The 13,367-nt window shown below is 64.6% G+C and carries 13 protein-coding genes; 8 read left to right on the top strand and 5 right to left on the bottom strand.

From position 1 onward, the window contains the following. Positions 1-140: 140 nt before the first annotated feature. The gene (locus tag ACO6VM_RS15090) at positions 141-1,121 is read right to left on the bottom strand and encodes a Bug family tripartite tricarboxylate transporter substrate binding protein (protein ID WP_110993782.1); all 981 of its coding nucleotides are present in this window, start codon (positions 1,119-1,121) and stop codon (positions 141-143) included. 31 nt (positions 1,122-1,152) lie between these two features. Next, positions 1,153-2,442, bottom strand: a complete 1,290-nt coding sequence (locus ACO6VM_RS15085; protein ID WP_390967164.1) for an OprD family porin — start codon at positions 2,440-2,442, stop codon at positions 1,153-1,155. 212 nt (positions 2,443-2,654) lie between these two features. On the opposite strand from ACO6VM_RS15085, the gene ACO6VM_RS15080 reads away from it, so the two are divergent. After that, a complete protein-coding gene (locus ACO6VM_RS15080) occupies positions 2,655-3,326 on the top strand; it encodes a response regulator (RefSeq protein ID WP_153788765.1) in 672 nt (223 codons plus the stop codon). Continuing rightward, positions 3,319-4,698, top strand: a complete 1,380-nt coding sequence (locus ACO6VM_RS15075; RefSeq protein ID WP_390967165.1) for a sensor histidine kinase — start codon at positions 3,319-3,321, stop codon at positions 4,696-4,698. The genes ACO6VM_RS15080 and ACO6VM_RS15075 overlap by 8 nt, the downstream gene beginning before the upstream one ends. Positions 4,699-4,803: 105 nt before the next feature. On the opposite strand, the gene ACO6VM_RS15070 is transcribed toward ACO6VM_RS15075, so the two are convergent. Beyond that, positions 4,804-5,610, bottom strand: a complete 807-nt coding sequence (locus tag ACO6VM_RS15070; RefSeq protein WP_125462808.1) for an HDOD domain-containing protein — start codon at positions 5,608-5,610, stop codon at positions 4,804-4,806. Between the two features lie 55 nt (positions 5,611-5,665). Further along, positions 5,666-6,607, bottom strand: coding sequence for a YgfZ/GcvT domain-containing protein (locus tag ACO6VM_RS15065; protein ID WP_422403493.1), 942 nt, complete (start codon positions 6,605-6,607; stop codon positions 5,666-5,668). A gap of 133 nt (positions 6,608-6,740) precedes the next feature. On the opposite strand from ACO6VM_RS15065, the gene ACO6VM_RS15060 reads away from it, so the two are divergent. Both ACO6VM_RS15060 and ACO6VM_RS15055 read left to right on the top strand, forming a co-directional pair. Continuing rightward, entirely contained in the window at positions 6,741-6,995 is a 255-nt protein-coding gene (locus ACO6VM_RS15060; RefSeq protein WP_110993788.1) for a succinate dehydrogenase assembly factor 2, read from the top strand. Continuing rightward, positions 6,979-7,431 (top strand): protein YgfX, encoded by a 453-nt coding sequence (locus tag ACO6VM_RS15055; protein WP_422403492.1) that lies wholly within the window; start codon positions 6,979-6,981, stop codon positions 7,429-7,431. The genes ACO6VM_RS15060 and ACO6VM_RS15055 overlap by 17 nt, the downstream gene beginning before the upstream one ends. Here ACO6VM_RS15055 and nadB read toward each other — a convergent pair. Continuing rightward, positions 7,400-9,016, bottom strand: coding sequence for an L-aspartate oxidase (nadB, locus tag ACO6VM_RS15050; RefSeq protein ID WP_422403491.1), 1,617 nt, complete (start codon positions 9,014-9,016; stop codon positions 7,400-7,402). The two genes, ACO6VM_RS15055 and nadB, sit on opposite strands and share 32 nt — an antisense overlap. Before the next feature lie 437 nt (positions 9,017-9,453). Between nadB and rpoE the strand changes: the two genes are divergently transcribed. The 4 genes from rpoE (at position 9,454) to ACO6VM_RS15030 (ending at position 13,234) form a co-directional block, all read left to right on the top strand. Next, on the top strand, positions 9,454-10,035 hold the full coding sequence (rpoE, locus tag ACO6VM_RS15045; protein WP_010220971.1) for an RNA polymerase sigma factor RpoE: 582 nt from the start codon (positions 9,454-9,456) through the stop codon (positions 10,033-10,035). A 31-nt stretch (positions 10,036-10,066) separates the two neighbouring features. Then, entirely contained in the window at positions 10,067-10,657 is a 591-nt protein-coding gene (locus tag ACO6VM_RS15040) for a sigma-E factor negative regulatory protein (protein ID WP_110993791.1), read from the top strand. 11 nt (positions 10,658-10,668) lie between these two features. Then, positions 10,669-11,634, top strand: coding sequence for a MucB/RseB C-terminal domain-containing protein (locus ACO6VM_RS15035; protein WP_422403490.1), 966 nt, complete (start codon positions 10,669-10,671; stop codon positions 11,632-11,634). Between the two features lie 199 nt (positions 11,635-11,833). Next, on the top strand, positions 11,834-13,234 hold the full coding sequence (locus ACO6VM_RS15030) for a DegQ family serine endoprotease (RefSeq protein ID WP_401058918.1): 1,401 nt from the start codon (positions 11,834-11,836) through the stop codon (positions 13,232-13,234). The last annotated feature ends 133 nt before the right edge of the window (positions 13,235-13,367 follow it).

Here is a 13,367-nt window from a genome sequence, read left to right as displayed (position 1 = left end):
CCCCCCCCCCACCCCCCAACCCCCCCCCCCCCCCCCCCCCCCCCCCCCCCCCCCCCCCCCCCCCCCCCCCCCCCCCCCCCCCCCCCCCCCCCCCCCCCCCCCCCCCCCCCCCCCCCCCACGTGGAGGATGCCGGGGCGGCTTACTGGATCAGCCCGAACTCACGGGCCAGTGCCTTGTAATCGGCCACCTGCTTCTTCACATAGCCGTCCAGCTCTTCGCCGGTCATGGCGAACGGGAACAGCTCGCGCTGGTCGCGCAGCTTGGCGAAGTCTTCCGAGGCGAGCATCTTGTCGAACGAGGCTTTCCACCAGGCGTAGTCTTCGTCGCTGACCTTCGGCCCCAGGTAGAAGCCGCGCACCACCGGCCAGACGATGTCGTAGCCCTGCTCCTTGGCGGTGGGGATGTCTTTCATTTCCGGCTCGTCCAGGCGCTTCTCGGAGAACACCGCGAGGATGCGCATGTTGCCGCTCTGGATGTGCGGCATGGAGTCGGAGATATCGGTGGAGCCGACCTGGATATGGCCGCCGAGCAGCGCGGTGGCGATTTCGCCGCCGCCTTCCAGGGCCACGTAGCGCAGGTCGCGCGGGTTGATACCCGCGGCCTTGGCGATCAAGGCGGTCTGCATCCAGTCCTGGCTGCCGACGGTGCCGCCGGAGCCGATCACCACCTTGCTCGGGTCTTTCTTCAGGGCCGCGACCAGGTCGTCGAGGGTCTTGTAGGGCGAGTCGCTCTTCACCGCGATGGCGCCATAGCTGGTGCCCACGGCTGCCAGCCATTTCACCGCGTTCTCGTCAAAGCGGCCGAATTTGCCCTGGGCCAGGTTCAGCAGCGAGCCGCTGGACCAGGCCACCAGGGTGCCGGCATCGCCTGGCCGCTGGGCGACCACGGCGTTGTAGGCCACCGCGCCGACACCGCCGGGCATGTAGGTCACGCGCATTGGTTTGCTGAGGATCTTTTCCTCCACCAGGGCGCTCTGCACCAGCTTGCAGGTCAGGTCGAAACCGCCGCCGGGCGAAGCCGGGGCGATGCATTCGGGGCGTTTCGGCTCGGCGGCCAGGGCATTGCCTGCCAGCAGCAGGCAGCCGGTTGCGAGGGCGAGGCGGCGCAGTGAAAAGGTCATCGTCTATCTCCGTGAGCGTTGTTGTTATGAGTTACCACAGAGCTACGCTGTAGCTCACCAGCAGCCGTACCTCGTCCGCGTCGCGGGCGATGTTGGAGCGGAAGGTGGCGTTGCGCAGGCGCACGGCGACGTTTTTCAACGGGCCGCTTTGTACCACGTACTTGAGTTCGGTGTTGCGTTCCCACTCCTTGCCCTCGCCACCGGCGGCGCGGCTGACGTTGTCGCCGTTGATGTAGCGGGTCATGAAGGTCAGCCCGGGCACGCCCAGGGCGGCGAAGTTGTAGTCGTAGCGCGCCTGCCAGGAGCGCTCGTCGGCGCCTGCGAAGTCGTTGATCTGCACGAAGTTGACGAGGTAGGGGTCGGCGCCGTCGACATAGGGGAAGGCGCTGTCGCCGCTCAGTTGCTGCCAGCCGGCGCTGAGCTTGTGCCCGCCCAGGCCATAGCTGAGGATGCCGCTGAAGGTGGTGTTGTCGATGCGCCCGGCCTTGGCCTGGCCGGCTTCGTCGCTCACCGCCAGGCGCAGGTCAGCGCCGAAGGTGCCCGGGCCCCAGGGCTGGGTGGCAACCATGCCGATGAAGTGCTGGCGGTAGATATCGTCGAGCTGGGCGAAGTGGTAGCTGCCGGTGATGCGGTCGGTGAACTTGTAGTCCAGGCCTGCCAGGTCGAGGTTGTCGGCGCTGAAACTGCCACCGAAGCGGCCGTTCTTGTTGTTCAGCGCCAGGTCTTCCCAGTTGGTGTCGTTGCGGTCCTTGGCCTTGTCCAGGCGCCCGCCGGTGAAGGTCAGGCCCTTGATCTCGTTGGAGGTGACCAGGCCACCTTCGAAGGTCTGCGGCAGGATGCGCCCGTCGTTGGGCTGCAGGGTGGGCAGTTCGGGGATCAGGGTGCCGACTTTCAGTTCGGTCTTGGACACCTTCACCTTGCCGGTCAGGCCGAGCTTGGAGTACTCGTCGGCCGCCTTGCCGTCGTCATGGGTGGGCAGCAGGCCGGTGTCGGTGCGGTCGGGGCTGGAGTCGAGCTTCACGCCAAGCATGCCCAGGGCATCCAGGCCAAAGCCCACGGTGCCTTCGGTGTAACCGGACTCGAAGTTGAGCATGAAGCCCTGGGCCCATTCGTCGCGCTTGGATTGCTGCGCGCTGGTGCCGTCGCGGAAGTCGCGGTTGAAGTACATGTTGCGGGTTTCGAAGGTGGCGGTGCTGTCTTCGAAGAAGGCGGCCTGGCTCAGGGGGGCGACACCGGCAAGGGCGACGGCGCTGGCGAGGGCGCATGGGCGGGCGGCGAACGAACGGGAAGGCGCGAACGCCTGCGGCTGCATGGACAGCATCGTCGGTGACTCCAATTATTGTTCTTATAAATTGCACCTTGCTGGTGCTTTTGGCGGCGCGTGGGGCGACCGTGGTGCGATGCTAGGCAATCAACCTTTCGCTAACCTTTCAGCGTGAAAGGTTTGCTGCCGGGGCTTCACAGGCCCGGTGACGGCGGTACACTCCGCGCAAAAATCCGCGCAAAAAGCCCTGTCCGGGCTGGGAGAATCCGATGCGTGTGCTGCTGGTCGAAGACCACCTGCAACTGGCCGAAAGCGTGGCCCAGGCCCTCAAGAGTCAGGGGCTGACCGTGGATGTGCTGCACGACGGCGTGGCCGCCGACCTGGCGTTGGCCAGCGAGGACTACGCTGTGGCGGTGCTCGATGTCGGCCTGCCGCGCATGGACGGCTTCGAGGTGCTGGCGCGCCTGCGTGGGCGCGGCAAGACCGTGCCGGTGCTGATGCTCACTGCGCGCAGCGATGTGAAGGACCGGGTGCATGGCCTGAACCTGGGCGCCGATGATTACCTGGCCAAGCCTTTCGAACTGACCGAACTCGAGGCGCGGGTCAAGGCGTTGCTGCGCCGCAGCGTGCTTGGCGGTGAGCGCCAGCAGCGTTGTGGCCCGCTGGTCTATGACCTCGATACCCGGCGTTTTTCCCTCGAAAACGAACCACTGACGCTCACCCAGCGCGAGCAGAGCGTGCTCGAAGCCTTGATCGCCCGACCGGGCCGGGTGATGAGCAAGGAGCAGTTGGCGGCCCAGGTCTTTGGCCTGGACGAAGAGGCCAGCCCCGACGCCATCGAGATTTATATCCACCGGCTACGCAAGAAGCTCGATGGTCACCCGGTGGCCATTGTCACCTTCCGTGGCCTGGGCTACCTGCTCGAGCACCGCGATGCGTGACAATGGCAGCCTGCGCGGGCGCCTGCTGGGCAACCTGGCACTGCTGCTGGTGGTGCTGATGCTGGCCAGCGGCCTGAGCGCTTACTGGAATGGCCGTGAAGCCGCCGACACCGCCTACGACCGCACCCTGTTGGCTTCGGCGCGAACCATTGCCGCCGGGCTTTCGCAACGCGACGGCACGCTCAGCGCCGATGTGCCCTACGTGGCCCTTGATACCTTCGCCTACGACAGCGCCGGGCGCATTTACTACCAGGTGCTGGACATCCACCAGAAGCTGATCTCGGGTTATGAAAACCTGCCAGCGCCCCCACCGGGTACGCCGCGCACAGATGATTACCCGGCCCTCGCCCGTTTCTACGACGCCACTTACCAGGGCCAGGATGTGCGGGTGGTCAGCCTGCTCAAGGCGGTCAGCGAACCGAACATGAATGGCATGGCCGAGATCCGTGTGGCCGAAACCGAAGAGGCGCGGGTACGCATGGCCCGTGGCCTGATGGCCGACACCCTGCTGCGCCTGGGCATGCTGGCGCTGGGTGCGCTGGTGCTGGTGTGGTTCGCGGTCAGCGCCGCGCTGCGCCCGCTGGAGCGCCTGCGGGGCGCGGTGGAAGAGCGCCAGCCGGACGACCTGCGGGCCTTGCCGGTGGTGCAGGTGCAGCGCGAACTCGGGCCGCTGGTGCGTGCGCTCAACCACTTCACCGAGCGCTTGCGTGGGCAGTTCGAGCGCCAGGCGCAGTTCATCGCCGATGCCGCCCATGAGCTTCGCACCCCGCTGGCGGCGCTCAAGGCGCGGGTCGAGCTGGGCTTGCGCTCGAAGGATCCCGAGGAGTGGCGCCAGACCCTGGACGCCGCCGCCCAAGGCACCGACCGCCTGACCCATCTGGCCAATCAGTTGCTGTCGCTGGCACGGGTGGAAAACGGCGCACGGGCCATCGCCGAAGGCGGCGCCCAGCGCCTGGATCTGAGCCAGTTGGCCCGTGATCTGGGCATGGCCATGGCCCCTCTGGCCCATGCCCGCGGAGTGTCGCTGGCGCTGGAAGCCGAGGCGCCGGTATGGCTCAAGGGCGAGCCGACCTTGCTCAACGAGTTGCTCAGCAACCTGGTGGATAACGCCTTGGCCCATACACCGGTGGGTGGCGATGTGATTCTGCGGGTGCTGGCACCGGCGGTGCTGGAGGTCGAGGACGATGGGCCGGGGATTCCCGAGGAGGAGCGTGAGCGAGTGTTTGAGCGTTTCTACCGACGCAGCGCGCAGGGCAGCGGGCTGGGGTTGGCCATCGTCGGCGAAATCTGCAGGGCGCACCTGGCGCAGATCAGCCTGCATGATGGCGAGCGGGGCGGGTTGAAGGTGCGGGTGAGTTTTATCGCCGATTAGTAGGCGTTGCTGATTTTATCGCGGGGCAAGTCGCATCGGCGCACCGCCGCTCCCACGCTAACAACGTCCTGCGTGGGAGCGGGCTTGCCCCGCGATGGGTTTGTTTCAGCGCAACATGTTCCGCGCTTCCAGCAGCTCATCGACATTCAGCTCGGTCCCGTAGGGCAGCCCCAGGTGCCGGTAGGCGGGCAGCGCCGCCAGCGGCCGGCTGCGCCCGCGCTGGCTGATGCAGCGGGCGACCTGCACCACATCGATGTAGTCGACCTGGTCGGTGCGCCGGTCCAGGTCCTGGACCTGGCCTGGCAGCTTGACCAGCTGCTCAGGGAATTCCCAGGCACTGAGGATCTTGTCACCCAAGGCTGGCTGGATCTGTTCGATCACGTAATGCAGGCACACCGGGTCCGATAGCAGTTCGTTGTGCTCCTGGGCATAGATCAGCACCGGCAGTGCGCCGATCTGGTGAACCAGGCCGCCAAGCGCGGCCTGGTCGGGTTTGAGCTGGGTGTAGCGGCGGCACAGTTCATAGCTGATGCCTGCGACTTCAAGGCTGTTGGCCCAGATATCGCGGAGTTTTTGTTCGACCGCCGGGGCGCGGGCATGGAAGATCTGCTCGATCACCAGGCCAATGGCCAGGTTGCAGCTGTAGTTGATGCCCAGGCGGGTGATGGCGGTGTGCAGGTCGGTGACTTCAACCGCGGCGCGCAGCAGGGGGCTGTTGACCACCTTGATCAGGCGCGCCGACAGGGCGGCGTCGCGGCCGATCACCTTGCTCAGGGCCGATACGCTGATTTCGCTGTCCTCGGCGGCTTCGCGGATGCTCAGGGCAACCTCCGGAAGCGTCGGCAGGACCAGGTCGTCGTTGTCGATGGCTGTGAGCAATTGCGCTTGGACCATCTCGGCCAGCTTGTTCATGGACTTCTCTACGGCAAAGGTGGTGCGGCCCCGCCCCGTGGGCGGGGCGGGCTGGTCAGCGTTGGATTTCCCGGTCGCGGTCCAGTTCGTAAGGCAGGTCGAGCAGTGCCAGGCGTGGGCCTTCGAGGCTGCCCAGGTGCAGGTTGTCGTCGGCCACTGCGTCGGCGCTGAGTACGGCCAGCAGTTCGACGCCGTCGCCCGCGCTGGCGGCGATCACCACTTCACCGACCGACGAGCCGTGGGTGGGCGAGAAGATCTCGGCGCCTGGCGCCGGCACGTCGGCCTGGTCGAGCGCGAGGCGGTACTGGCGGCGCTTGAGCTTGCCCAGGTACTGCATGCGCGCGACGATTTCCTGGCCGGTGTAGCAGCCTTTCTTGAAGCTCACGCCATCGACTGCCTGCAGGTTGATCATCTGTGGGATGAACAGTTCGCGGGTCGGGCCCATGACCTGGCCGATGCCGGCGCGGATCTGGCCCAACAGCCAGTCGTTCAGCGTGCCTTCGGGCAGGCTGACGGCGAGGGTTTCGCGTACCGCGGTGGCCTGTTCGGCGGGCGCCCACAACTCCACCCGACCAGCCGAGACACGCAAGGCGATCAGGTTGTCATGACGCACGGTCGCACCAGCGGCTTCTGGCACGTTCATGCCCAGGGCCTGCAGGGCAGCTTCGCCGTGTTGCAGGCCAAAACGTACCCAGGCAGCGCTTTCGTCGCTCAGGGTGGCCTTGGAGAACACGGCGTACTTTTTCAGGTCGGCCAATTGCGCGTCGAGCAGTTCGCTGGCCATCGCCAGCAGGTAGCCATTACCTTGCGGGAGGATGCGGAAGCTCGACTGCATCCGGCCCTTGACCATGCAGCGAGCGCCGAGGCCGGCGTGCTCATCGCTGAGGTAGTTGAGGTTGCAGGTCAGTTGGCCTTGCAGGAACTTGCCGGCATCGGACCCGCGCACGGCGAGGATGCCCTCGTGGGCGAGCGTACAGAAAAAAGCGGAATCGGCCATGGGTCATCGCGGTAGCTAGAGACTGGCGGCCATCATAGAACGCCAGTAACAAAATAGGTAGGTGACTAGACCAACGCCCGGTGTCGCTTCGTGCGCCGCACGGTATACTGCCCGACCATTCGAGGAGGGCCCCATGGTCGAACAAACTGAACTCAACCGGCTTTTCTGGCACAGCCGCCGTGGCATGCTGGAACTGGACGTGCTGCTGGTACCTTTCACCCAGGAGGTCTACCCCAGCCTGAGCGAAGCCGACCGTGAACTCTACGTGCGCCTGCTGAGCTGCGAAGACCAGGACATGTTCGGCTGGTTCATGGAGCGCAACGAGTCCGAAGACCCGGAGCTGCAGCGCATGGTCCGTATCATCCTGGACCGTGTCCAGCCCAAGTGACCGTTTCGAGTGCCGTTGGCAGGGCTCACGCCTGCTGCTGACGGCCTACCTCGCCAGCCAGGCGCTGGCGATCATCACCCTGGCACTCATCGCACTGCCGTTCTGGCTGCGCGGCCTGGTGTGCTTCGCCTGCCTGGCGCATGCCTGCTGGGCCATTCCCCGCCGTATCCTGCTCACGCACCCCGAGGCGATCACCGGCTTGCGCCGCGACCCACGTGGCTGGCGTTTGTACAGCCGTGCCCGTGGCTGGCAGGCGGTGCGGTTGTGCCGCGACAGCATTGCCCAGCCAGGTCTGGTGGTGTTGCGCTTCGTGCGCAAGGGCCGCTGGCTCAGTGAGAGCCAGTGCGTCGTGAGCGATGCACTGGCCCCTGAGGCGCATCGGCGCTTGCGCGTGCGGCTGAAGTTCAGCCGGCGAAGGTGGGCGGCTGCAGGATAGTGTCGTGGGCCTCGGGCAGCATGCCCGGGTAGTCGAGGGTGTAGTGCAGGCCGCGGCTCTCTTTGCGCTGCATCGCCGAACGGATCATCAGCTCGGCGACCTGGGCCAGGTTGCGCAACTCGATCAGGTCGCGGCTGACCTTGTAGTTGCTGTAGAACTCGTCGATTTCGTCCAGCAGCATGCGCACGCGGTGCTCGGCACGCTGCAGGCGCTTGCTGGTGCGCACGATGCCGACGTAGTCCCACATGAAGCGCCGCAGTTCGTCCCAGTTGTGCGCGATGATCACGTCCTCGTCAGAGTCGGTGACCTGGCTTGCGTCCCAGCAGGGCAGGGCGCGGGGCATGTTCACCTGGTCGAGGTGCGCCTCGATGTCGGCGGCGGCGGCACGGCCGTAGACGAAACATTCGAGCAGCGAGTTGCTGGCCATGCGGTTGGCGCCGTGCAGGCCGGTGAAACTGGTTTCGCCGATGGCGTAAAGGCCGGGTACGTCGGTGTGGCCGCGATCATCGACCACGACCCCGCCGCAGGTGTAGTGGGCCGCTGGCACCACCGGGATTGGCTGACGGGTGATGTCGATGCCGAAGGTGAGGCAGCGCTCGTAGACGGTGGGGAAGTGGCTCTTGATGAACTCGGCCGGTTTGTGGCTGATGTCCAGATACACGCAATCCACGCCCAGGCGCTTCATCTCATGGTCGATGGCGCGGGCGACGATGTCCCGTGGTGCCAGCTCTTCGCGTGGGTCGAAGCGGGGCATGAAGCGCTCGCCATTGGGCAGGCGCAGCAGGGCGCCCTCGCCGCGCAGGGCTTCGGTCACCAGGAAGCTCTTGGCTTGCGGGTGATACAGGCAAGTGGGGTGGAACTGGTTGAACTCCAGGTTCGCCACCCGGCAACCAGCCCGCCAGGCCATGGCGATACCGTCGCCACAGGCGCCGTCGGGGTTGCTGGTGTACAGGTACACCTTGGCCGCGCCGCCCGTGGCCAGCACGGTGAAGCGGGCGCCGAAGGTGTCGACCTCGCCGGTGTTGCGGTCCAGTACATAGGCGCCCAGGCAACGGTCGCCGCCGAGGCCCAGGCGGCGCTCGGTGATCAGGTCGACCGCGACGCGCTGCTCCAGAAGCTCGATGTTCGGCCGCTGGCGGGCCTGGTCGAGCAAGGTTTTGAAGATCGCCGCACCGGTGGCGTCGGCGGCATGGATGATGCGCCGGTGGCTGTGGCCGCCCTCGCGGGTGAGGTGGAACTCGAAACCACCGTCGTCGACGCTGTAGTGCTCGTCACGGGTGAACGGCACGCCTTGCTCGATCAGCCATTCGATTGCTTCGCGGCTGTGTTCGACGGTGAACCGCACCGCGTCTTCGTGGCACAGGCCGCCGCCGGCATTGAGGGTGTCCTCGACGTGCGACTGCACGGTATCGGTGTTGTCGAGCACCGCGGCCACGCCGCCCTGGGCCCAGAAGGTAGAGCCGTTGGCCAGGTCGCCTTTGCTGAGTACGGCGATGCGCAGGTGGCCGGGGAGGTTCAGTGCCAGGCTCAGACCAGCCGCACCACTGCCGATCACCAGGACATCATGTTGGAATTGTTGGCTCATGTCGGGACACTAGTAATCTTCGAAGGGGGCACGGCACAATAGTCAAGCGCAGATGGCATTGTGAAACTATCGTGAAACCGGGCCGGGATGCCTTTATAGCAGCCCCGGGGGCCTGATTTCCAATGGCGCTTGCGGGGCAAAGACGATCTTTTTGGGAACTTTCCTCTACCCCAGGAAATCCTAAGAAGGCTGTACGCACGCCACATTTTGCCGCGGCGACGCAGGGCGGCGGCCCTTTGCTTGGGCTCAGACCTGCGTACTGAAACCTGATTATCGACGCAGCCGGCCGTGACCGCGCTGCGTCTTTCGTGCGAGCCGACCAAGGGCCGCAGGAAACTTGCTTGGAGGGGAGAACTTTTGCGTAAAGCCCGAGTCTATGGTTGCAAGCCTGAACGATGCTTGTCGCAACGCTCCTTCGAGTTCACTGAGGAGTGTTCATGCTAACCCAGGAAGAGGATCAGCAGCTTGTCGAGCGCGTGCAGCGCGGCGACAGGCGAGCGTTCGATCTGTTGGTGCTGAAGTATCAGCACAAGATTCTCGGGTTGATCGTGCGTTTCGTACACGACACCCATGAAGCGCAGGACGTGGCGCAGGAAGCCTTCATCAAGGCATACCGGGCGCTGGGGAATTTCCGCGGTGACAGCGCGTTTTATACGTGGCTTTACCGCATCGCCATCAACACGGCGAAAAACTATCTGGTGTCCCGTGGAAGACGGCCGCCAGACAGCGATGTGAGCTCCGAGGATGCGGAGTTTTACGACGGCGATCATGGTCTCAAGGATCTCGAGTCCCCAGAACGCGCTTTGTTGCGGGATGAAATCGAAGGCACTGTCCATCGCACCATCCAGCAACTGCCGGAAGACCTGCGCACGGCGTTGACGCTGCGCGAGTTCGATGGCCTGAGTTACGAGGACATTGCCAGTGTCATGCAATGTCCAGTGGGTACCGTGCGCTCCCGGATTTTCCGCGCTCGGGAGGCCATAGACAAAGCCCTGCAACCGCTGTTGCAGGAAACCTGAGACAGCGGCGACAGCCAAGAGAGGAACCGCCATGAGTCGTGAAGCTTTGCAGGAATCGCTGTCCGCGGTAATGGATAACGAAGCGGACGAACTGGAACTGCGTCGAGTGCTCAATGCCGTCGACGATTCCGAAACCCGTGCCACCTGGTCACGCTACCAGGTCGCTCGCGCAGCGATGCACAAGGAATTGCTGTTGCCCAAGCTGGATATCGCCTCGGCGGTCTCCGCAGCATTGGCCGACGAGGCGGTGCCTGCCAAGGTCAAGCAAGGCCCGTGGCGCAGCATTGGCCGCCTGGCCGTGGCTGCCTCGGTGACCGTTGCCGTGCTGGCTGGTGTGCGTTTCTACAACCAGGACGAGATCACGGGTGCCGAACTTGCGTCCCAGCAGCCTGCCCAGCAGGGGCTGAGCATGCCACAGGCACAAGGCCCCGCCGTTTTGGCAGGCTATAGTGAAAGCAGCGAACAACCGACCGGGCCGATGGCCAACGGTGTGCTGCAGAACCAGGCTGGCTGGGATCAGCGTCTGCCAGGTTATCTGCGCCAGCATGCCCAGGAATCCGCGCTCAAAGGCACCGAGACCGCTCTGCCTTACGCACGCGCTGCCAGCCTGGAAAACCGCTAGTAAGGAGGATCATGCGCGCGCTACCTCTCCTGTCGCTGCTGCTTGGCAGCAGCCTGACGGTGCAGGCCTACGCGGCCAACTCCACGCCCGAGGCGAGCGAGTGGCTGAACAAGCTGGCACAGGCTGAACAAAGGCAGAGTTACCAGGGATCGTTCGTCTACGAGCGCAACGGCAGCTTCTCCACACACGATATCTGGCATCGCGTCCAGGACGGCAAGGTCAGCGAGCGGTTACTCCAGCTCGATGGCGCTGCCCAGGAAATCGTGCGTGTCGATGGCAAGGTGCAATGCGTCAGTGGCGCCTTGGTCAGCGGTGTGACCGCACCGCCCGACGCCGCCCCGCGCATGCTCGACCCTTTGAAACTGATGAGCTGGTACGACCTGAGCGTGGCAGGTAAGTCACGCGTCGCCGGGCGCGACGCGGTGATTGTGACCCTCACCCCGCGTGATCAGCACCGCTACGCCTTCGAACTTCACCTGGACCGCCAAACCGGCTTGCCGCTGCGCTCGTTGATGCTCAACGAAAAGGGGCAACTGCTCGAACGCTTCCAGATGACCCGCCTGGACACCGATGACCTGCCGAGTGACGCCGACCTCAGTGCCAGTGCGGCCTGCAAGCCGATCGAGCGGGTGGTCGCCAGTACTTCGCAGGCCGCTGCCGGCTGGCGCTCGGACTGGCTGCCGCCAGGCTTCGAGCTGATCAACAGCAGTGTGCGCCGTGACCCGGACCGCAAAAGCACCATCAGCAGCCTGATGTATGACGATGGCCTGACGCGCTTCTCGGTGTTCCTTGAACCGATCAGCGACAATTCTGGCACCGATACCCGCACTCAGCTTGGCCCGACCGTCGCGGTCTCGCGCCATCTCAACACGCCCAGGGGCAAAGTGATGGTCACCGTGGTCGGCGAGATTCCGCTGGGTACCGCCGAGCGCGTGGCGTTGTCGATGCGGGCCCAGGATGCTCAGGCGCGTCAGTAACGGCGCTTTATGAAAGCTTCTGTTACACAGTGCTGACAGGAAATTAACCCATTGTCATTTGCAATCCAGCCATAAATTTTCTATAGGTCAGGCTCTTCTGGGAGTCTGGCCTTTTCTGCGTCTGCTGGGCCTAACTGCTAACTACGCTCGTTGTAACGGGAGCCGTATGTCAATACCACGCTTGAAACCCTACCTATCGATGTTCGCCGCTGTGCTGATGCTCGGCCAGGTGCTCACCGCCCAAGCCCAGGAAGCCCTGCCCGACTTCACGACCCTGGTCGAGCAGGCTTCGCCGGCGGTGGTCAACATCAGTACCAAGCAGAAACTGCCGGACCGCCGCATCGCCTCCGGGCAGATGCCCGACCTCGAAGGCCTGCCGCCGATGTTCCGCGAGTTCTTCGAGCGCAACATGCCACAGCAGCCGCGCTCGCCCCGGGGTGATCGCCAGCGCGAAGCGCAGTCTCTGGGTTCGGGCTTCATCATTTCCAGCGATGGCTATGTGCTGACCAACAATCATGTGGTCGCCGACGCCGACGAAATCATCGTCCGCCTCTCCGACCGCAGCGAGTTGCAGGCCAAGCTGGTCGGCACCGACCCGCGCACCGACGTGGCCCTGCTCAAGGTCGAGGGCAAGAACCTGCCGATCGTCAAGCTGGGCGACTCGGAAAAGCTCAAGGTGGGTGAGTGGGTGCTGGCCATCGGTTCGCCGTTCGGCTTCGACCATTCGGTGACCAAAGGCATCGTCAGCGCCAAGGGCCGTACCCTGCCTAACGACACCTATGTGCCGTTCATCCAGACCGACGTGGCGATCAACCCCGGCAACTCCGGCGGCCCGCTGTTCAACATGAATGGCGAAGTGGTCGGTATCAACTCGCAGATCTTCACCCGTTCCGGTGGGTTCATGGGCCTGTCGTTCGCCATCCCGATCGATGTGGCGATCGACGTTTCCAACCAGCTGAAGAAAGACGGCAAAGTCAGCCGCGGCTGGCTGGGTGTAGTGATCCAGGAAGTCAACAAGGACCTGGCTGAATCCTTCGGCCTCGACAAGCCGGCTGGCGCCCTGGTAGCCCAGGTGCTGGAAGACGGTCCGGCGGCCAAGGGCGGCCTGCAGGTGGGCGACGTGATCCTGAGCATGAATGGCCAGCCGATCGTCATGTCGGCCGACCTGCCGCACCTGGTTGGCAGCCTCAAGGATGGCGCCAAGGCCAAGCTTGAAATCATCCGCAATGGCAAGCGCCAGAACCTCGATGTCACCGTCGGCGCCCTGCCGGATGAAGAGGCAGACATCGGCACCGGTGCCCAGGGCAGCGTCGAGCGCAGCAGCAACCGTTTGGGGGTTTCCGTGTCCGACCTGTCTGCCGAGCAGAAGAAGTCGCTGGAGCTCAAGGGCGGCGTGGTGATCAAGGAAGTCCAGGACGGCCCGGCAGCGCTGATCGGCCTGCGTCCGGGCGACGTCATCAGTCACCTGAACAACCAGGCCATCGGCTCGGCCAAGGAATTCACCGAAATTGCCAAGGACCTGCCGAAGAACCGTTCGGTGTCGATGCGCGTGCTGCGCCAGGGGCGCGCAAGCTTCATCACCTTCAAACTGGCTGAATAAGCGGATTGCAAGGTAGGAAAGGGCAGCTTCGGCTGCCCTTTTACGTAGCAGTCAATATCACAAAGCTCTACGTGGTAGCGGGCTTGCCCCGCGATGAGGCCTGATCAGGCACCTGCATTGCCTGATCAGGCCT

It is taken from the genome of Pseudomonas sp. GZD-209, from assembly GCF_049310485.1.
Taxonomy (GTDB): Bacteria; Pseudomonadota; Gammaproteobacteria; order Pseudomonadales; family Pseudomonadaceae; genus Aquipseudomonas; species Aquipseudomonas sichuanensis.
The sequence above is the reverse complement of the archived record's forward strand: the minus strand, read 5'-3'. Positions and strand labels throughout refer to the sequence as shown.

What these genes read in the sequence shown, in the direction of transcription:
- ACO6VM_RS15090 (WP_110993782.1), bottom strand. Translation starts at nt 1,121, where the DNA reads ATGACCTTTTCACTGCGCCGCCTCGCCCTCGCAACCGGCTGCCTGCTG.
- ACO6VM_RS15085 (WP_390967164.1), bottom strand. Translation starts at nt 2,442, where the DNA reads ATGCTGTCCATGCAGCCGCAGGCGTTCGCGCCTTCCCGTTCGTTCGCC.
- ACO6VM_RS15080 (WP_153788765.1), top strand. Translation starts at nt 2,655, where the DNA reads ATGCGTGTGCTGCTGGTCGAAGACCACCTGCAACTGGCCGAAAGCGTG.
- ACO6VM_RS15075 (WP_390967165.1), top strand. Translation starts at nt 3,319, where the DNA reads ATGCGTGACAATGGCAGCCTGCGCGGGCGCCTGCTGGGCAACCTGGCA.
- ACO6VM_RS15070 (WP_125462808.1), bottom strand. Translation starts at nt 5,610, where the DNA reads ATGAACAAGCTGGCCGAGATGGTCCAAGCGCAATTGCTCACAGCCATC.
- ACO6VM_RS15065 (WP_422403493.1), bottom strand. Translation starts at nt 6,607, where the DNA reads ATGGCCGATTCCGCTTTTTTCTGTACGCTCGCCCACGAGGGCATCCTC.
- ACO6VM_RS15060 (WP_110993788.1), top strand. Translation starts at nt 6,741, where the DNA reads ATGGTCGAACAAACTGAACTCAACCGGCTTTTCTGGCACAGCCGCCGT.
- nadB (WP_422403491.1), bottom strand. Translation starts at nt 9,016, where the DNA reads ATGAGCCAACAATTCCAACATGATGTCCTGGTGATCGGCAGTGGTGCG.
- rpoE (WP_010220971.1), top strand. Translation starts at nt 9,454, where the DNA reads ATGCTAACCCAGGAAGAGGATCAGCAGCTTGTCGAGCGCGTGCAGCGC.
- ACO6VM_RS15040 (WP_110993791.1), top strand. Translation starts at nt 10,067, where the DNA reads ATGAGTCGTGAAGCTTTGCAGGAATCGCTGTCCGCGGTAATGGATAAC.
- ACO6VM_RS15035 (WP_422403490.1), top strand. Translation starts at nt 10,669, where the DNA reads ATGCGCGCGCTACCTCTCCTGTCGCTGCTGCTTGGCAGCAGCCTGACG.
- ACO6VM_RS15030 (WP_401058918.1), top strand. Translation starts at nt 11,834, where the DNA reads ATGTTCGCCGCTGTGCTGATGCTCGGCCAGGTGCTCACCGCCCAAGCC.